At 52.3% G+C, this 18,393-nt stretch carries 23 protein-coding genes; 3 read left to right on the top strand and 20 right to left on the bottom strand.

What is annotated here, in order from left to right; genetic code table 11:
• Nucleotides 1-5: 5 nt before the first annotated feature.
• From VIN76_RS10345 to VIN76_RS10305, 9 genes are all read right to left on the bottom strand, one after another.
• Nucleotides 6-845: a DNA methyltransferase gene (locus tag VIN76_RS10345; protein WP_332041769.1), complete on the bottom strand. Its 840-nt coding sequence runs from the start codon at nucleotides 843-845 to the stop codon at nucleotides 6-8.
• The gene (locus VIN76_RS10340; RefSeq protein WP_332041768.1) at nucleotides 842-1,195 is read right to left on the bottom strand and encodes a hypothetical protein; all 354 of its coding nucleotides are present in this window, start codon (nucleotides 1,193-1,195) and stop codon (nucleotides 842-844) included. Before VIN76_RS10340 ends, VIN76_RS10345 begins: the two co-directional genes overlap by 4 nt.
• Before the next feature lie 11 nt (nucleotides 1,196-1,206).
• Nucleotides 1,207-1,392 (bottom strand): hypothetical protein, encoded by a 186-nt coding sequence (locus VIN76_RS10335; protein WP_332041767.1) that lies wholly within the window; start codon nucleotides 1,390-1,392, stop codon nucleotides 1,207-1,209.
• On the bottom strand, nucleotides 1,367-2,008 hold the full coding sequence (locus tag VIN76_RS10330) for a hypothetical protein (protein ID WP_332041766.1): 642 nt from the start codon (nucleotides 2,006-2,008) through the stop codon (nucleotides 1,367-1,369). Before VIN76_RS10330 ends, VIN76_RS10335 begins: the two co-directional genes overlap by 26 nt.
• Nucleotides 1,938-4,628, bottom strand: coding sequence for a toprim domain-containing protein (locus VIN76_RS10325; RefSeq protein WP_332041765.1), 2,691 nt, complete (start codon nucleotides 4,626-4,628; stop codon nucleotides 1,938-1,940). The genes VIN76_RS10330 and VIN76_RS10325 overlap by 71 nt, the downstream gene beginning before the upstream one ends.
• Nucleotides 4,628-5,029 (bottom strand): hypothetical protein, encoded by a 402-nt coding sequence (locus tag VIN76_RS10320; RefSeq protein ID WP_332041764.1) that lies wholly within the window; start codon nucleotides 5,027-5,029, stop codon nucleotides 4,628-4,630. The genes VIN76_RS10325 and VIN76_RS10320 overlap by 1 nt, the downstream gene beginning before the upstream one ends.
• Nucleotides 5,030-5,090: 61 nt before the next feature.
• Nucleotides 5,091-5,438, bottom strand: coding sequence for an ogr/Delta-like zinc finger family protein (locus tag VIN76_RS10315; protein ID WP_332041763.1), 348 nt, complete (start codon nucleotides 5,436-5,438; stop codon nucleotides 5,091-5,093).
• Nucleotides 5,435-5,929, bottom strand: a complete 495-nt coding sequence (locus VIN76_RS10310) for a phage regulatory CII family protein (RefSeq protein ID WP_332041762.1) — start codon at nucleotides 5,927-5,929, stop codon at nucleotides 5,435-5,437. Before VIN76_RS10310 ends, VIN76_RS10315 begins: the two co-directional genes overlap by 4 nt.
• Nucleotides 5,930-6,027: 98 nt before the next feature.
• A complete protein-coding gene (locus tag VIN76_RS10305) occupies nucleotides 6,028-6,348 on the bottom strand; it encodes a YdaS family helix-turn-helix protein (RefSeq protein ID WP_332041761.1) in 321 nt (106 codons plus the stop codon).
• A gap of 120 nt (nucleotides 6,349-6,468) precedes the next feature.
• On the opposite strand from VIN76_RS10305, the gene VIN76_RS10300 reads away from it, so the two are divergent.
• The 3 genes from VIN76_RS10300 (at nucleotide 6,469) to VIN76_RS10290 (ending at nucleotide 8,681) form a co-directional block, all read left to right on the top strand.
• Nucleotides 6,469-7,128 (top strand): LexA family transcriptional regulator, encoded by a 660-nt coding sequence (locus VIN76_RS10300; protein ID WP_332041760.1) that lies wholly within the window; start codon nucleotides 6,469-6,471, stop codon nucleotides 7,126-7,128.
• Between the two features lie 61 nt (nucleotides 7,129-7,189).
• Nucleotides 7,190-7,618: a hypothetical protein gene (locus tag VIN76_RS10295; protein ID WP_332041759.1), complete on the top strand. Its 429-nt coding sequence runs from the start codon at nucleotides 7,190-7,192 to the stop codon at nucleotides 7,616-7,618.
• 535 nt (nucleotides 7,619-8,153) lie between these two features.
• The gene (locus tag VIN76_RS10290) at nucleotides 8,154-8,681 is read left to right on the top strand and encodes a DUF2939 domain-containing protein (protein ID WP_332041758.1); all 528 of its coding nucleotides are present in this window, start codon (nucleotides 8,154-8,156) and stop codon (nucleotides 8,679-8,681) included.
• 232 nt (nucleotides 8,682-8,913) lie between these two features.
• Here VIN76_RS10290 and VIN76_RS10285 read toward each other — a convergent pair whose 3' ends face one another.
• From VIN76_RS10285 to VIN76_RS10235, 11 genes are all read right to left on the bottom strand, one after another.
• Nucleotides 8,914-9,912 (bottom strand): contractile injection system protein, VgrG/Pvc8 family, encoded by a 999-nt coding sequence (locus VIN76_RS10285; protein ID WP_332041757.1) that lies wholly within the window; start codon nucleotides 9,910-9,912, stop codon nucleotides 8,914-8,916.
• Nucleotides 9,912-10,295, bottom strand: coding sequence for a phage tail protein (locus VIN76_RS10280; RefSeq protein WP_332041756.1), 384 nt, complete (start codon nucleotides 10,293-10,295; stop codon nucleotides 9,912-9,914). The genes VIN76_RS10285 and VIN76_RS10280 overlap by 1 nt, the downstream gene beginning before the upstream one ends.
• Complete coding sequence (locus VIN76_RS10275) at nucleotides 10,285-12,531, bottom strand: phage tail tape measure protein (RefSeq protein WP_332041755.1); 2,247 nt, start codon at nucleotides 12,529-12,531, stop codon at nucleotides 10,285-10,287. Before VIN76_RS10275 ends, VIN76_RS10280 begins: the two co-directional genes overlap by 11 nt.
• 30 nt (nucleotides 12,532-12,561) lie before the next feature.
• On the bottom strand, nucleotides 12,562-12,690 hold the full coding sequence (locus VIN76_RS10270) for a GpE family phage tail protein (RefSeq protein ID WP_332041754.1): 129 nt from the start codon (nucleotides 12,688-12,690) through the stop codon (nucleotides 12,562-12,564).
• Nucleotides 12,690-13,016, bottom strand: coding sequence for a phage tail assembly protein (locus tag VIN76_RS10265; RefSeq protein ID WP_332041753.1), 327 nt, complete (start codon nucleotides 13,014-13,016; stop codon nucleotides 12,690-12,692). Before VIN76_RS10265 ends, VIN76_RS10270 begins: the two co-directional genes overlap by 1 nt.
• A 117-nt stretch (nucleotides 13,017-13,133) precedes the next feature.
• Entirely contained in the window at nucleotides 13,134-13,643 is a 510-nt protein-coding gene (locus VIN76_RS10260) for a phage major tail tube protein (RefSeq protein ID WP_332041752.1), read from the bottom strand.
• Between the two features lie 38 nt (nucleotides 13,644-13,681).
• Complete coding sequence (locus VIN76_RS10255; RefSeq protein WP_332041751.1) at nucleotides 13,682-14,833, bottom strand: phage tail sheath subtilisin-like domain-containing protein; 1,152 nt, start codon at nucleotides 14,831-14,833, stop codon at nucleotides 13,682-13,684.
• Nucleotides 14,834-14,848: 15 nt separating this feature from the next.
• Nucleotides 14,849-15,223 (bottom strand): GPW/gp25 family protein, encoded by a 375-nt coding sequence (locus VIN76_RS10250; RefSeq protein ID WP_332041750.1) that lies wholly within the window; start codon nucleotides 15,221-15,223, stop codon nucleotides 14,849-14,851.
• A complete protein-coding gene (locus VIN76_RS10245; protein ID WP_332041828.1) occupies nucleotides 15,220-15,837 on the bottom strand; it encodes a phage baseplate assembly protein V in 618 nt (205 codons plus the stop codon). Before VIN76_RS10245 ends, VIN76_RS10250 begins: the two co-directional genes overlap by 4 nt.
• Nucleotides 15,838-15,932: 95 nt before the next feature.
• Nucleotides 15,933-17,828 carry a hypothetical protein gene (locus tag VIN76_RS10240; protein WP_332041749.1) on the bottom strand — a complete coding sequence of 632 codons (1,896 nt, stop codon included), beginning with the start codon at nucleotides 17,826-17,828 and terminating at the stop codon, nucleotides 15,933-15,935.
• 92 nt (nucleotides 17,829-17,920) lie between these two features.
• Nucleotides 17,921-18,391: a hypothetical protein gene (locus VIN76_RS10235; RefSeq protein ID WP_332041748.1), complete on the bottom strand. Its 471-nt coding sequence runs from the start codon at nucleotides 18,389-18,391 to the stop codon at nucleotides 17,921-17,923.
• Nucleotides 18,392-18,393: the final 2 nt, after the last annotated feature.

The raw sequence follows: 18,393 nt of genomic DNA, 5'->3' as shown, positions 1-18,393 counted from the left end.
TACTGCTATATCCCCCTTTCACATGCATTGTGGCTTGTCATTGCAGCCTCCCTAATCCGGCGGACGGCGGTTTCGAAATGCTTTGGATTGTGCTCAATGCCGCTGAATATTTTTCCGGCTTTGATAGCAGCAACGCCAGTGCTGCCGGTTCCCATGAATGGATCGCAGACAGTTTCGCCAGCTATGTTGCGCATGATCTTGTCCATTACCTTTTCAGGCTTCACAGTGGGGTGATCGTGGATTTTGCTAGGCTCAACCGGTGCGGTCACATAGCGGTGGAAGTCGTGATGTTCCTGACCGGCGGGATGATGGCCGCGATGCCATGCAAAGAAATAGTCTTTCGCGCCATCTTCCGTCCAACATATGAAAAATTCTTCGACGTCGAATATCAAGCTGCGGTTGTGATGCGGTGCCGGGTTGTCCTTTTGCCAGTGCATCAGGATATTGCGGTGGAATTGCTGCTTTAGATAGCCTTCCAGATCGTGCCGCTGGTCCGCGTGGAAGAAAACCACGGCCTGACCGCAGCGATTTGGGTTTATGATGGTGTGATCAAAGCCGTTGGTCAGCCCTTCGGCAATCATCTGGTGGCTTGCTTTGCGCTTATTTCGCCATTGTCCGCCGCCAGAATTGTCGAACAAATATGGCGGGTCCATGCAGTCACAGTCCATCCAGCCCAGAGTGGGCCGAATATGGTAGGCATCACCGCAATAGAGCCTGTGTGGGCCGATTTGGGCCAAATGAATGTCGGGACCGCTGGCCTTATCCAAACCGATCATTTTCGGTTTTGGGTTGAGCGGTCCCATGTCGGCTAGGGGTAGTTCGTGTTTTTCGAAAAGGTTGGTCATGCTGCAATTCTTTCGCTTCCGAGAAAGGCGACATCATTAATCGAGACACGGCTGCAGTCCGGATCGGATAAATCAATATAGATTCCGAGGCGTAGAAACAGGTTTGTATTTACGCCGGGTTTCACTTCGCAAACTACCGTCCCGCGATCATCGTCTGTGACTTCATCGCCGCCTTTGGCACCGGTAGCTTCATAGATCGAGGCAAGCTCGACGCAATCAGAGCAGAGCAGAACAAATTTCCCCTTTTCTCTTTGAATGATTTTCCATCCTACTGGACCGTCAAAGCCCTCGGGCCGATTTTCTGTCTGGCCGCATTCACATTCGAATATGGCGGTGTTTGGTTGATTCATGAGCTGTTCCTCTATGCAAAGCTGAAATAGTTGATGGCGATTGCGGTGGCGGCGATGGTGAAGCCGATCAGTGCGATTGATGGACATGGAACCCAGAATGAATATTCACCTGGCATTCGCGGATGGCACCCCCGGCATTTGCAACAGTGGGCGTGGATCCTCTGATCGACATTAAGCAGCGCGTTTTTGGTTGGCATGATGTCCTCCCCTTCCTTTGGTTTCGATTTTGTTTTCAGTGATGGGATCGAGCGCGTTGGTTCCGCTATGGATGCGGAATTTCGCTTGATTGCGTAGTGCGTGGGTGGTGCTGGCCAGCCAGTAGATGTCCTTGCGGAAGTGCTTTTTTTCCAGATGCCAGCGCATCGCGATCACGAGCTGGGCTTGGCTCTCCAGCTTTTCATCAAATCCGCCGTTTTCCTTGGCAATTTCAGCGATTGTGGACAGGCTTTGATCGAGCTGGTCCTTGCGATCCTGATAATTGGTGGGACATGCACGCTGGCCTTTGCCGGTGACGATCCATTCCCAATCTTCGACAATGAAGGTGAAGATCGCGATTTGCTGATCGGCATGCTGCTTTTGCATTTTTCCTTGATGCACGAGGTAGGGCAGTTTCTTTTTGCGGGTCCCGAGCATCTGTTTGGCCTGATCCAAAATAGCCTGATGATCGCCGCGCAGAGTTGGCGGTTCTGGTGATATGATACCCATCCAGTCGCGCTCGTTTGGTCCGACCCGGTCTGTCATTTCAGATGATCCTTTCGGGTTGATTGGGCTGCTCAAAGACCCAGCAACTGAAAACTTTGTTGCCGGGTGCATTGATGTTTTTGGTTTCGATAAATTTGCGGGATTGCGAGTTGCGGAGAAGCCGTTTCAACTGATCCATGTCGGGGGTGCGTAGCTGCGCCTTCTGGGTCGCTGCTTCAAAATGGGGCAGGTTGATCGCGATATACTGGTCGGGTTTGCGGTGCTTGTTGAGGCTGGTGCCCTCTTCGTGGCGGTCGTCATCTTCGCCTCGCAAAATATAATCGACCTTCTCCCAGAAATCCGCGACTGTTGGATGATCGCCACCTGAAGAAAGCTGCCGCGCCAGTGCCATTTTCTCGACTTCGGCAAGCGTTGCGCTCACCCATTCAGGCTTAATGACCGGGAACATGTTCGGCAGGGCTTCGAGTGCCGCTGCAAGCTGGCTGTGGCATTTGATGCAGCGAGTGTTAGTCAGACCGGAGACGCGGCCCCGCATGGTTTTATTGTGATGTTCAAATTGTTTGAAGAAAAACCGAAGGAAATCGGCTTCCTGCCGGATTATATGGACCAATGTTCCAGACATGGTTTCCATTGGCATCCGTTCAATCCGAATTGCGGCCGCACTGGTTTCCTCTGACCAGTTGGCTTTGTCGATCCGCATGGACATGATGCGCTCCAGCACCGCTGGCATGGCGTCAATCGGGTCATTTTGCATCAGATAGACCGAGCCGAGGAACGGCTGTTCACTGGTTTCATTGCCGCTGGATTTCATGCCGGTTCCGCGTGGTGAGCGGCCATTGAAGAGGGTCAGCAGTTCATTCCAGTCAAACTGTTTACCGTGGCTGGTGCGGCCTTGATCACGGTTTCCCTCGATAAGACCGACCGGCAGATTGGAAACGCCCATCATGGAACGGGCTAGGAAAGCGACAGTGCCTTTGTTCGGGTCCAATCCTTCGTAACCAAATCGACCGAAGGACCGCCAAATTGCTTCGATCAGTGTAGATTTACCGGATCCCGCTTCGCCAGTTATTTCCAGAAATCCGAGGGATTTGTGCTTCTCACGTATCTGGACTGCGAATGCGCTCATGCAGAAAAAGGCAAAGGCGATCAGTCCCTTTGGACCCCATGCCGTCCAGATATCCTCGATCCAGTCGAATTGAAGCTTGTCAGGATCATAGGTGATGTCGAGCAGGTTCTGGCTTGACCGGCGCTTCACGGCATCTCTGCCCAAGTCAAAATAGTTTTCGCGGTTTAGCGTAATGACCTTGCCATCGCGCACTGCGAGATCGCCGAGAACCCATGCTTTGTGGGGTGCGCTGTAGCCGGTGAAGTTGATAGGCTCGACGGTTTTCAGATCACGCGTCTGAACGCGCATGATCCTGTCTAGCTGTTCGGCAGTGCCAGACCACATTCCGGCAAAGGCCATGAGGCGCTTTTTGAATTCGGCGCTGGTCGCGCATGCAGCGGCACTGAATCGTGCCTTTTCCGTTTTTTGCTTGGTGGGGAAATCTATACGAATGAAATAGCTGGTTTCATCCAGTATTTCGTCACGTTCGCGGTAAAGGATATTAAAGGCGCAGTTAGCAATTTCTGTGACAATCAGTGTGCCAACCTGAACTTCCGTCTCGCTGGACATCTTTGCCCACCAGAGTTGATTGTTATGACGAAATTCAAAGCTGCGGTAGGAAGCACGGCCATTTTCAAGCTTGTGCGCCATTATCAGTTTTGCTTTATCGCGTGCTGTGGCCGCAACCGTTATTGCGCCGTTATACAGAATCTCGCTGATCGCATCTTCACCCAGCGGTGATTTTTCTTCCTCGCCTGACCAATCGCGGTGGCGCAGCCACAGGTCATTCCAGTCAAGTTTCGTTCCTTCGCCATCTGGTCGCACCTGTGCCGCTTTGGTTTCCCAGCCTTCATCGCTTAACTGCTTGACGAATTTCTTGGTGTAGCGGACACCTGCCACGCCGACATCAAACGCGAACACAATTTCAGGCCGTTTCTTTGGTGTCGGCCCGTCGAGGATAGCTTTTTGCAGATCGGCGAAGAATTTTTCGGGAAAGACATTGACTGACATGGCTGAAACCGCAGCGCGATTGGTTTCGCGGCCAGCGAATGCGGCGCGTAGGGCGAGGGAATCAAATATCCCCTCTGCAATCCAGATTTCATCCATAGCTGCGAGAGCCGCGAAATCGTCTTGCGGGTGCATCCAGCAATAGCCGTTCCAGCTACCGCCCTTCTGGAAATGCGCTTTTTTGCCAAAACGACCGGGCTTGTCGATTATCCGTTCCCAATACGTATCATTCGGCAGTTTGAAACGGACCGTTGCGCCAGTGGCACCGCTATTGAAATCCTTATAGATTTCTTGCGTATAGGAACCGCGCAGCCCCTGCAGATCGATACCGCGCTCATGGCTTAGATAGGCATCGGCAGCGGCGTTAGGTTCGGCTTCGGTTGCTTCAAAGCGCTTGGACCAATCTTCGAACAGATCAGGGAGAACATTGCGAACGCTGTCTTCAAACCCGCATTTTTCCGACCGGCTGCACCGTATGATCTTGGGCTCGTCGGCAGCGCAGAACAACTCCCACTTACCGCATTCCGGACATTCGCCCGCTTGCATCCAATTGCCGCCGGTCTTTTTGAAGCGGTAACGCTCTTTCAGCGCCTTTATGATTTGCCCTTGAAAATCCATTAGAGGGCGATCCCCTGAAGATCTGCGGGGATTTGGATTTGATATTGATCGAGGCGCTTATAAAAATCAGTAATATGCATACCGGGGGGCATCGTGCCGCGACGGGCGTGGAAGCTGAAAATAGCGCGTAGATAATCCCTGTTTGCTTTGGTGTTTTCCGTCCGCTGCTGGAGGTTGTTCTTCACCTCGTAAGGGCGGATGGGGGTTGTGGCCGCAAATGTCATTGGTCGCGGTCTGCGATTATGCTGGCGCAGGATTAGCGCGACTGTTCTGCTCTGCAGACCGTAGATTTGACCTATATCCAGTGCTGTCTTTCCGCCGTCGAACATGGCGATAATGCCAGCATTGCGTTGTTGTAATGTGGGTCGCGGCGAAGTTGGTTTCAGAGGGATTGCAGACATAGTGATCCTTTGCGGAAAAGCGCGGCTTTCCGTTCAATTTCAGTTTGAGTATTCGGGTGGCTTAGGTTTCGAACATCGGTATTTGTCGTGGGTCCGGTGCTTCTTCGCCCGGTGGCAGATAGGTTTTACGCGGCACTCCGGCAGGGGCCATCGGAATATCGATATCGGGGTTTTCGATGGCGCTTGGCGACAGCAAATAAACGACCTGCATCTGCGATTTCCATGTCGCGCCGCAATCCACGTTCATGCATTGGATATGCAGGTCACGCACGGTCGGCGTTACCATTGTGCTGCTACGCACTCGCGCTCGGTCGTGACAGATGGGGCATATTTCGCGCAATGTGCTTTTCCCGCGTTCGCTAATAGGCGGCGGCTTTTGCAGTGCGGTGGATGCGTTTGAAGCGCTCATAGTTCGTCCTGCTCCATAAGTTCAAGTTCGGCATCCATGGTGACTGCTACGCGGATCAGGTCGGCGATTTCCTTGCGGATATCGGGAATTTCCTGTCCCTTAATCTCGCCATCATTCGCAAGCGCGATACATACTGCATTGGCAATGTCCCCGCCTTCCTTTGACTGGACAGCCAGCAGGTTCAGAATATCTCCACGGTTTGCTTTGACTTCGGGCTTTTTGAACAGAACATATCCGGCACGGCCAGCGAGATAGCTGGTGACATGGGGATGACCAAGTTTGCCATGGGTTAGCGATTCCAGTTCTTCAATAACGGAAATCGGCATGGACTCGGCATAGTTGGGCCGTGAATATTTAGACAGTTGTGCTTCGGACTTGCCGGTGAATTCTGCCGCTGGTGCGATGCCGCCGACAGTTTCTATTAACCGGCGCGCAGCGCGGGATTGTGCCTGTTCATTGACGGGCAGTTCTATTTGACTGCGTTCGCTCATGACCGCGCCTCCACGGCGCGAAAGCTATAGTCGCTTTGTTTCGCAGACATAAAGCGCATGGCGGTGTAATTGTGCTGGCATGAAGAAAGTAACGACATTTAAGCAACCCTCCGTTCCGCAAGATGCATGCGGCGATCAGAGCCATTATCGGTTCCGTGGAACCGGATTTCGAGATCAGGCTCGGCTTCAGGGGCAGGGGGGTAATTTCGCGGATATATATCGGGTCGCAGATCGTGGCGGGAGACGCCATAAAGTTTTTCGGCGCATAGAACATATTCACCGGGAAGTTGTTTGGTTTGGTTCAGCCAGCGCCAAGCGCGTGGCTGTGTTACTCCCAAATCACGCGCTAATTTACTATCGTTCCCGGCAATATCGCGGCAACATATCAATGCTTCAAATCGGGTAAGTTCGTTTCTCATAATGCGGAGATATACGTAAACGTATAATTGTGTCAACGTAAAAGTTGGATGCTGCATTATTCGTTTTCGTATAAGTGGTGCTTTATGTCCGACATAATTCCTGAACGCTTGGAAAAAGCTATGCTTGCTGCCGGTCGGAACCAATCCGAGTTGGCGAGAAATGTGGGTCTAAAGCAGCCGTCAATTGGTCGGCTCCTTAGTGGCGACACAAAAAAAACTGGTGTTCTTCACTTGATCGCCCGCGATTTGCAAACGACACCAGAATATCTAACGGGTGAATCTGATAATCCTGGTGCTGCCGAAGATAGTCAGCCCTTTATTCCCGCACCAAATTTGGAAGACCTTGGCGCTCTGCAACTGAAGCAAATGGGTCTTGCTCTGATTCCAGAACTGGAACTCGGCTATTCTATGGGCGGCGGTAATGTCATCGAGATGTTTGAACATACCGGCGTGGCTCCCTTCAAACGTGATTGGCTGCGCCCGATAATGAAGGGCAGCTTTGACGATCTGTTCGTCGCCAAAGGTGAGGGCGACAGCATGATACCGACGATGCTCGATGGTGACATCGTGCTGATCGACACCGCCCAAAAGGACATATTGCAGCAAGACCGCATCTGGGCCTTGTCCTATGGCGATTTGGGTATGATTAAGCGGGTCAGGAAGCTGCCCGACGGCGGCTATCAGATTAACAGTGATAATCAGGCGGTAACACCTATGACCGCCTATGACGGCGAAATGCACGTCATAGGCCGTGTAATTTGGGTGGGGAGGCGAATGTGAAGTACTCTGAACGCAAAGTTGATAATACTAAGTTTAATCAACCTGTCACTAGGGCAGGGCTTTGGCACTTTTTAATCATAATGTAGGCGTTTATATCATTTACAAACCCACTACTTCCCAGATCGGTTCGTCGCTGATATTATCGCGTATGGATTCGCGACTACTTTTAGGCCTCGGTGTCAGCTTTGTATTCGGCTTCGTTCGCTGGAGATTTCCAGCCGTGCCTAAGCACTTTGCAACATTCGGTTCTGTGCTTGGAATGGGATTACTTGTCTGGGCAGCCTTCCCGGCCTTCGACTGGCGGTGGGCGGTGGTGTTAATAACAGTCGCTGCTGTCACCGCGGCTTTGTTGGATGCTATGCTAGTCTCCACAACCAAGACCGCCGATCCTCCTACTACCGCACCTACCATTGACCAGCAAGTTACTTCCCAAGCACAGTCTGGCGGGATCACCGCGCGAAATGTGAGAGTTGATAATGTCGATAAGTGATTCGTTCGAAGAGATGTTTCGGAAACGCTTCGGGCGCGCACCTACGCAAGATGAGCTTACTGTCCTCATCGATCAGAGCGTAAAATCGTACAATCAAAGTGGGGGCATAACAGCCCACACCGTTAATCTTGGCCCTCAACCTAGACGGATTGAAGACGCTCTCAAAAACGAAATCTTAACTAAGGTATCTAGGACTCACCCCATAAGCGTACAGACCATTCTAGGCGATGCGGAGGCTTTCCAGTTCGCACAGCAAATCAAGGAATTCCTAAAGGCAAACGGATTTTCGCTCGCTGAAGACGGCGTTTCGCACAGTGTGTTTAAAACCCCGCGAAAAGGGATCTCTTTTAATCCTGTTACTTCAACGTTTATCGTCGGGTCGAATTTGCTTTGAAGGCGACTTGCCATTGGCTTGGGGTGAATAACAGGAGACAGAAGTGAAAGCCAAGATCGAGTTTGGTTGTATATCTGTTGCTATGTTGTTGCCGATTGTAGTGTCACTATGTTCCGGTATTTTTGAATAAGGGGGGGATTTATGAAGAAGATAATCATTGGCGGACTTGTCGCAATCGGGGTTTTATTCGGTGTCTGGTATTTTGCCTCACCCAGCTATGCTCTTTCCAATATGCGGGACGCAGCGATAAGCGGTGATGCGGACGAGCTTGAGGAATATATCGATTTCTCTTCCCTACGGGAATCTATGAAAACGCAGGTCAAAGCTAAAATGGCGGTCGAAATGACCAAAGAAACAGACGGTTTGGCCGGTTTGGGCATGGCTTTGGGGATGGGGCTGATCGACCCGATGATCGACGGTCTGATGACTCCGGAAGCCATGCGCGCAATGATGCTGCAAAAGCCACAAGATGAGGTGGTGTCGGGCAAGGCTGTTGCTGAAAGTGAAGCTCCCGAATGGGATATAAAGCGGGTATCAATGTCCGAGTTTCAAGTTACAGTTAAGCCCGAAAAATCAACTGATTCAACGCCAACTTTGATATTTAAGCGGGATGGTTTGAGTTGGAAGTTCTCCGAGGTGGATATTTCAGAAATGGAAATGGGTTCTTAGATTTTGTTGTCGCTGTGGGTAAAGTATATAGAATATAGGGGGTTTTATGAGCGATGAAATGGAAGCGCGATATCGTCGTTATTTAAGGGATATTTCGGAAGGCAGTCTCAAAGAATTATAGGACGCAAGTAAAAATGCGCCCGCAGAGGAAAGAGATAAATATAGTGATTTCGAGATCTGGGAAAAAGTAATCCAAGAATTGCTAGACAGTCGCTCGGTATAGACTGGGGTATTAACCCGCCGTTTCCAATGTCACACTGGTCCGCAATCCGTTACCGTCGAGGTCGGTTTTCACTTCATCGACCAGCCATTTAATCCCGTCAATCTCGCTATCCCAGCCCGATAGCGTCACCTTTGCATTGGGAATCACTGTCGGATCGCCAAGAGCCAGATCATAGGTAAAGGCATAGATGCTGCGCTTTGATCGTGCGGTTTCGGCTTTTGCGGCCGCTTCGGCATCGGCTTTGCTGGCATAGGTTTTTTTCAGACGCTTGCGCTTGCCGCTGCCAGTTTTAACCGTCTTGGTCTTCGCTTCGTCCTGATCATGATATTGCGCTTCGGCTCCGCCATAATCGTCATGATCGGCAGCACGAAATGACCATTTCCAGCCATCGCGTTTTGTCCAGGTGATTTCTGGCAGGGCGTTTCCGCTGGTTGTGGTATCTGCCCCGATGGGCATGAATATCAGTGTATCGTTTTTCCATGTTGCCACGGCATCATAACGCCGGCCCAGATCACGGACGAACTGCCGGTTTGACTTGGTGCCTTGCTCGATCGCTTTAATTTCAATGCTGGAAAGATCAGAATGCACCGAAGCGCTCTGGCCGTCTGCGCTGGCTATTTCATTGATAATCGCGCCCAACTTGGTGTCTTTCCATACCTTGTCGCGGCGTTTGCGGTGGACTCCAGTCATGTTGGCGGATCGTGCGCGGATGGCGATAATATCGGGCGGGCCTTCGCGTTCGACTTCATCAACGCGGAATTTGCCTTTATTGACCAAGCCAGTCGTTACGTCATCGCCGCTTTCCCAGCCCAAAGAGAGCGATAGATAAACGCCCTTTTTCGGCGCGGCGATCTTGCCATCATGATTTTGCAGAGTGATTTCCAGCGCGTCGGATTCCTCCCCGCGTTTTTCGGTCAGAGACAGCGACAGGAAGCGCGGATCGATCTTGTCCGCCAGATCGGTGCCATCGTCGAGGGTCAGGCGCAGAGCGGCTTTATTCGCGGCCATTAGTCGGCCCGTTCCAGATCAACCGCGAAATCGGTGGCGCGGGCAAAGCCGCCCGCCATTATTGCTTTCTGGCGTTGATCCACCGCGATGATGCGGAATTCGCCAAGCACTTTGCCGCTGCCATCAACCAGTGGCCAGTGATCGCCGGTCCCCGCCATCTCGATCAGGCGGTCGATTGCACCATAGCTGCCCGCGATTTCAGGTACCAGCATGCCGGAAAGCGTGATCGTGTCTGCGCCGGGGCCGACAAATTGACTGGCTGGCCGTGCACCAAAGCGTTCGGACAGCGCGTGTCGCCAGTCGATGCGCCGCTCCATTTCGGAATAGGGAAGGCTGTCCATGCCGAAAACGAACATTCCAAGGGAGAGTAGTTCACGCGTCATCGCTATATGCACTCCGCTGATCGACGCCTTTCAGCTTCTCCAGTTCCTTTTTAATTTGGCGAGCGAGCTCTTTTACATCACCATTGAAGCCATCAATTTTTATAGTGATATAATAAGTATCGCCGCCGCTGTTTACAGGAACAGCGATACTCGATGCTGAAGCACGCTGAAGTGGCGTGGCCCCCGCAGGTGAGAGCGCCAACGCACCGGCACCCGCAACACCCGCGGCCATGCGTCCAGCGGCATTGATGGCACGTCTCCCGCCTTTCGTGATGCCGATCTCCATACCCTGCGCCATATAGTCGCCCAAGCCCATAAAAAGCCGGGAAGGGGATTTGATGCCGAGCAAGCCTTTGACGCCAGTGATGCCCTTCATTACGACATTTTTCAGCGCATTAAACACCGCACCCGGCGCGCTCATGATGCCATTGACCAAGCCCATGATAATATTCTTGCCGATCCCAAGCATCTTGCTGTGCAGGCCGATGACGAAATTGACGCCATTCATAAATGCGGTTTTGATATTAGCCCAAGCCTGTCCGAGCCACGCAACTGCAGAGAAAAACGCCGCTTTGATGGTGTCCCAGTGGGTGTAAATCAGATAGGCCGCAACGGCGATGGCAGTGACCAGCAGTCCGATTGGGTTCATAAGCATAGCGCGACCCAAAAACAGGATTGCGCGACCGGCTATCATTGCGCCTCCTTTCAGAAGTGTCAGGACGCGGGCAAAGCGAGAGACGCCAGCAATATTAGTTGCGCTGAAGAACTGGAATATAGAGGCCGCTGGGCCAAGCAAACTGCCAAAAGCGAATTGTGCAGCACCCAAGCCAATTTTAAGAATAGCCAGCCCGCCGACTAGCTTCATAATCATGCCAGCAGCTTCCGGATGCGCCTGCGCCCATGCAGCCATGGCTGTCACACTAGTGTTGAGCGTACCAAATATTTCAGACATCACCGGCAAAACGGTTGTGCCAAGTGTGATTGCCAGGGCAGATGCGGTACCCATAAACTCACGCCATTTTACGGTAGAATCATTAGCTGCACGTTGATCAAATGCTTGATCGATTAATCCGCCTGCTTCACCCGCTGATTTCCGGATGCGTCGATATTCTTCAAGGTTTTGAATTATGCTACGCAGCGCACCTTGCGCCTGCATATCCTGAAACCCGAATCCAATCTTTTTGAGATCGCCACCGGTCGCCTTTTGAGTAACCAAGGCTATTGCTTCCAGTGAAGTATACCCTTCATCCGTTAGTTTCTTCATCGCCTCCGGTAATTTGATCCCGAAGTTTTTTTCAAAAGCTGTGATGGTGCTAGGTGCGTTGATTTTCGTTAACAGGTTGAGGATGTTGTTAGCTGCCTTATCAGCATCACCGGTACCCTTTTCCGCCACTTGTAAAGCTGCAGACAGATCTGAAACTGTGTCTATGCCTGTTTCGCCAAGCGCCTGCATTTGCGCAGTTAGAGCTGGAAAATGTCTTGCCATATCGCGAATTTCAAAGGCACCTTCATTGCCTGAAGCGGCCATGATATCGAGCGCACGTGTCGTCTGGCTCATTGGCACTTTGAGATTGTTCAGATTTGCATATGCAGCAGCTGCACCATCGGCCAGATCAACCTTAAATGCCGTTCCCAATCTTCCGATGGCCGGTGCCATTAACACAGCTTCCTGCGGGGTAAGACCTTTGCCAGCCAGCACATCGACTGCGGCACGCATATCTTCTGGCAATTGCTTTGCCGCCATTGCGCCAGCGATAATGTTGTTCTTCAACTTGTTGGTTACACCGTTAGTCAAATTGGCCTTTTGCTGGATATCCACCATCCCGCTGGAAAAATCACCCGCGGCTTTCGCTGCGAGTATGATTGGGGCGGCAAGCGTGGCTCCGGCGACAATATTCTCACGGCCGCTGGTTTTCAGTTCCTGCCCACGTGCGCGCATCTGGTCAGCCTTAGCGATGACGGACAGGTTCTTATATTGTGCTTTCAGCTTTTCATTTGCTCCGGCAGTGGCGCGCTCCAGTTCGCGTTCCTGATTGATGAGTTTGGTCATGTTGCCAGAACCACTGGCAATTTCGCGGCGAACACCGGCCAGTTCGCGTTCCAGCTTGCGCGCCTCGTCCTTCATGCCCTTGAGAGCGCCCGCGCCCTTTTTACCGGTGCCGATGATGTTCTTCAGCGCACCGGAAAGCTTGTCCGTGCCGACGAAATTAACGGCCAAGAGCAGCTTGTTATTCATTGTACCTGGCCTTTCCGTTTAACATGAGGTTCAAGTCCCGCTGCCGCGCATTTCATTCCATCTGCCAACCGCCAGTTCGCGCCACATGTTCAGCTCATTCAGCGACATTTCCTGCAAATCGGAGAGCGGCCAATGAAATATGGCAGCAATGTCGGCCATCAAGGACTCGATTGACCCTGACCGTTCAGCATTGATTCCAGCATTTTCTTCTCCGCTGGCGTCATAAAAAAACCGCGAATTGTTCCTGCGATCATGCTGAAATCATCGACTTCAAGACCGTTGACCTGTTCCGGATTCAATGCGGGTTCGCAAATGCGCGGGATGATAGAGAGCATTGCGGTGACTTCGGTCGTCATAATATCCTGCAACGACAGCCCGCGAAGTTCGCCAGCGGTCGGTTTGCGAAGGGTGAGTTTGTCGATGGTTTTATCGCCAACGATGATCGGGGTGGAGAGGGTGACGGTGTCCAGTTTCTTATCAGTCATGCGGGGTTCCTTTGTTTTGCGGGGCAGGGAGTTGAACCGGCGGTGCTAGGCTAGGGCCAAGTTCTCACCGCCGGTTCCCGGCCAACGCGCCCCGCATGAGCCGCGATGGCCGATAGGTTAATTTGTGATGATGGCCATGATTTCGGCGTAACGGTCCACGCCATCGACCGCGAAAACTCCGGCGATCATATCGATTTCCAGTTCGGTACGGCCATCGACGACGCGCTTGTAATAGGCGACCGGCAGCTTGTATTTATGCTCCGTATCATCGCCGGGTTTGGCCGTGCCGGGGTCGATTTCCTGAAACCGGCCACCCAGATAGATTTCCACCGCCTGCGCGTTTCCGCCATCGTCGCTTTGATATGCCCCGACCAAGCGCACACGGACTCCCTCGACATCGGTGGTGCCGAATTTGCGGAACAGGGAGGCCGTGTGACCGGCCATGGTCAATTCTGCCTCCATTGGTTCCAGTCCCATATCGATCTGGACTGCGCCGATCATGCCGCCGCCGCGATATTCTTCCATCTTGATCGCCAGCTTTGGCTCTACATATTCGGGGATCACGCCCAGATAGCTTCTGCCATCGACCGAGGCATTCAGGTTTTTCAGTTTGCGGGGCAGGGACATTGTGGCAATTCCTTTTCGTTACGGGTTTTCGGCGCGGCCTAGTTCAACAGGTCAGCAAAACCGGTGTAATAGAAGTCGGTAATGATCAGACCGATCTCTGGGTTTTCGAGAGGTGCAGCCGGGGTATATTCAATCCGGAATTTCGGACGGCCAGCGGCCAGCGCGGATGGCTCGTTATCATCGGCGTCAAAGAATATCTCTGCACCAATGATCCTGCCATCGGCTTTCAGCTTGCGGAAGCGTGCGTTGCAGATTTCCATGATGTCCTTGATCAGGCCGATGGTCATGGGCTGATCCATGAACGGGCGCACGACCTCTGCAATTTCATCCTGCAGAGCGTGGCTTGTCCGCACAGCGCTTTCAAAAGCAAATTCAGGTTTGTCAGAACAGGTGCGATTACCCCAGAAGCGGAATCCGTTGCTGCGAATGATGGTGGTAATCTGTTTGTCGTTCAGCAATCCGGCAGGTGTGGAAGGGTCGAGAAGGTCAAAATGGATGTCACGATCGATGCCCGTCACTCCGTTAATCGCGACATTGGAAATGGTTTTATGCCATCCGATTTCTTCATCAATGCGGGCGCGCAGCCCCATGGCCCGTGCAACTGCATCGCCATCAAAGCCGCCTGTAAATTCAGGCCAGATCAGCATAAGTTCACGTGCAGCGTAATTCTCGCGATCAAGTATGACCGCTGCTTCAGTCTCGCCTTCTGGCGCAGCATAGGCAAAGGCACGTAGTTTTTGCGCCATCTCGATCAGCTTTGCAGTGATGGGTGCTGTATCAAGCCCCGGCGCGCCCAAGATGCGGGGGCGAACCCCGACTTTGGTTTCCGCCGCCAGCAAAGCCTGCATACCGGTATATTGATTGTCGACTACATCACCCAGCACGTTCGCTTCCTCGACCTCCGGAAGCTCGTCAGGCAGTACACGGACGACAACCAAAATCGGTGTGGTCTGGTCGGCGATTGCATCAAGGGCGGATTTCAAAGTGCCTTCGTCACCGGCACTTGACAGAGCGTTGGTAATATTTGTCACGAGAACCGGTGTATTGACTGGGAAAGCAAGGTCCAGTGGGGCGCTGATTTCTGGAGTTGATCCCGCTGCTGTAGCAACCAGACCGATGACGGCCAATGATGCGTCCTGGACGGTACGAGCGCCGATGGCAGATTCAGTAATTTTCAGGCCGTGTGTCATGATGGTTCCTTTGTTTTACGGGGCAACAGTCGGCGCGCCGCCGACACGGATAGGGATGGAGAGCGAGACATGAGCATTGGCAGAGGGCAGGTCGGTGCGGTCGCCCTCTATGGTAATTGACAGTCGGCCAGAGGCTGGCTCGCCGTCCATAGTAACCTTGCGTAGCTTCAGGCGGGGTTCCCAGCGTGAAATGGCAATGGCGCTGGCCGCATGGACCAGTGAGCGGGTTGCAGTGTTCAGGGGGCGGTCAATCAGATCAAATATCAATGATCCATAATCGCGCCGCATGATCCGTGTTCCAATGGGAGTGGACAGAATATCGGCGATGGACTGGATCAGATGGGCGTTTCCATCGAGCGCTTTGCCAGTTGATTTGGAAAGGCCGATCATTCTGCCGCACCTGTTTTAGCAGTGCCAGCGGCCACCGCGCCGTGCAGATGATCGATCAGGCTGATTTCATCCGCGACTATATCGCCGGTCGATGTAATCTGGCCATCGACGCTCACATCGCCGGTGATGGTGACGGGTCCATTGACGGTAATGCCATCACTGGAGGTGATTATGACGCCGCCACTTTCGGTAATATCCACCGTCCCCTTACTCGGCATAGATATGGAGAGGAGGCTGGCGACTGCATCGTAAGAAACTGTGGTTCCGTCCTCAAAGGCGATCAGGTCAGGTTCCAAGTTGCTTGCTGGTGGAAATTCATTGCTGGCAATGGATGTAATGATAATTCCGGCAGCAATCTCCCCGGCAGGGAATGCGACCAGAACCTGCTCACCTTCGACTGGCGGGGACCACACACGGGTTTTGCCGACACGCGAAGCGCCCCAGCGGATGTCAGGCGTTTCAATCGCTCCCGCTTCCGGATCGCCGATTTGAACGGAACATTTGGCCGCTGCCAGATCAACAGAAACCACTACGCCGATGCGGAGCAATGCGGCGGGATCAAGGGCGATATCTTCGGGCAGGGGCTGTGATGAAACCATGCCGACGACATTCATTGCCGACACGTTATTTGCTAGGGGGCGCTGTTGTAAGCAAGCGGTTTACAACAGCCCGGGGAGGGTGATTTTACAAGATACTGATCACACCGGGGTTAGAATCCCCGGCATTTTTCAATCCAGTTTGCTTCTGAAAATAGGGGGTTTCGTGTGAGGGTAATAGTTTTTCCTGCGGGGATCGTAATATTTGCATTATCTTTAAGTCTAAATTGACCGCCACCGCCAGCCTGATTTATCAGAGAAGCATTACCGCTACCCATTAGCGTAACTTCAACGCTGCCCGATAGCCCGGTTATCCCCATATGAGTTATATTTCCAGCGCCATTCAGTTTCACGAAGCCATCACCTTGGGGTGTATCAATCACTTCAGATGATGCTGCGTCATGTTCGACCGCGAGGTTTCCATTATTGTTTCCAACATAATGACCGCCATTTTGTTTGGTTTGGTAAGTCTGCGCTAATCCTATATCATGGCTCCATTGCATATAATTGCCATAGCGTCCCAGCATATAGTCGTTTGGTCCACATCCGATTGCTTCGAGCGCATAGGCCTCTCCTGATGGCGCCACCCCTGTTATGATTTTATTGGAAACGGCCCCGTTCAGCATGCGGATGCAAGGCACTGTATATGGGCCTGTTTCGAGCACGCCGCCGATAACGGTATTAAAGCCGACTGCGCCATCCATAATGACGCCTGCTTCGGTATACTGCTCACCGTAGGATAAAATAAAAGTGTTGGATGAAGCCCCGGAAGCGGGTCCATCGGCCTTTAATCGTAGAACCGTATCTGTTTGTGTTGACGACAACCAAAAAGTATTGCCGTTGCAGAGCTGATAAGAGCTGGTTTGCATATGCACTGGGTCGCCGCACTGAACTGCGCGGACATCAATGCGATTGTAATATGTCTGATCCGTCGAAGCCAATGGGTGGCAGTATACCGCGTCAAGCATATTATTGACCTGGACGTTTATGACTGAAGTATGGAAGCCGGTAAAATCAACGCCTACTCCCTGCGCGCGGTCTAACGGTGAGAGCCTGACAATTGATACTCGATTTGGCATATTTAGCGTTACCACACTCGCTTCTGCCGGGTCTTTTTTGAATACGGTTCCGCTGTACGAATTATCACAGATAATTTGTGTATTGCCGTCGCTCTGGAAACCGCAATCGCGGCCGACTAAAAAGCCACCTGCTTCAGTTACCAGAAAGCCTACACCGCGCACATCGAGAGAGATTCGTTTGAGCCGAATTGGTCCGTCAATAACATACTGCCGCCCCGGACGCAGACGGACGGATGACCTGCTGGTTGTTCCTGCAATCGACAGAGATGACGCTGCATCAATCGCGGCTTGAATAGCCGATACATCCGAACCAGTGCCATTACCGACTGCCCCGAAACTTTCAGCGCTAACCCAGTTAACCACGTCCTGAACCGTGCCGCCTTGATATAGTGAGATTAGATCACCGCTATTTTTCTTCCACACACCAGCTGTCAACGCCGCATGGTCCGACTTGATGTAAATAACATCATCGGGAGTTATGTCGCTAAAATCATCAGAAATCCATGAATAATCGACTGCACCGGCGGCTGTCATCAATGTAGCTTTTCCCTGTGGCGGGTTCGCCTTGAAATCCGCTAGAGTATTAAAAATAGAAACCTTGCTATCAACGAGAGCTTTGGTGGCCATCTGGAAAAGCTCTTGGGATGGTGCTCCTTTTTTCCAGTAAGTAGCGATTCCATCCCCGGGGGCCACTGCGAAGACCATGCCATCTCCGCTCGAAGCCTCTCCCAATTCTTTCGTGGTATAAAAAATGGCAGCGGATGCAATCGTTATATCTCGCGCCTCTTCGGCCTGTGCGATGTAAGGCATGGCAAGGCTTGCGATATGTGAGCCGATAAAGCCTCGCCGGGTCACTCCATTTTGAACCAGCGGAACATGTTCATCGCCAGTCAGCGGGTTCGCGGGGTCTAGGTCGGTGATTTTTGCCATTAATAGAGTCCTTTCTGGTGGAGGAACCACTAGCCTTCAGTCAGATTTTAAGCCCTGACGCATAATCCTGCCGGTATCAACCGACCTGATGCCTAGTCGCTCTCTGGCCATGACGGATGATTTACAAGGTCGAGCGCCATTATTGCTCCGGCATCGGTCATTGCGGATATTTCTGCTTCGATAGCATCAGAAGCCACTCGAATTTCATCAATCTTTGTAAAGCGAGCCGCTGCATCTGGGCTCATGATCTCTCCCACTTGAGCTGCGCGAAGGTCGTTCATCTGTCTGAATATCGGGGAGACGATTATAATCCTTCGCTCCGCTTCCGCTTTAGTACGCAGTCGCATGATATCAATGGCCGCTGGCAGAGATAACGGCTCTGGCCATACAGATACAGGCGCGCCGGTTTCTGGATCGGTTCCGATTGTAGCACCCGCCGACTGGTCTTCCATCAATTCAGAGTGGCGGGATATTGCGACGGAAACTACATCGTCGGGTAACGTCTCCTCATGAATTTTGTCGTCATAGAAGCCGCCAGTTTGTGCGCTGTAAAACATGGTCATAA

Source organism: Parasphingorhabdus sp., from assembly GCF_036568145.1.
GTDB lineage: Bacteria > Pseudomonadota > Alphaproteobacteria > Sphingomonadales > Sphingomonadaceae > Parasphingorhabdus.
This window is presented reverse-complemented; position numbering and strand designations above follow the sequence as displayed.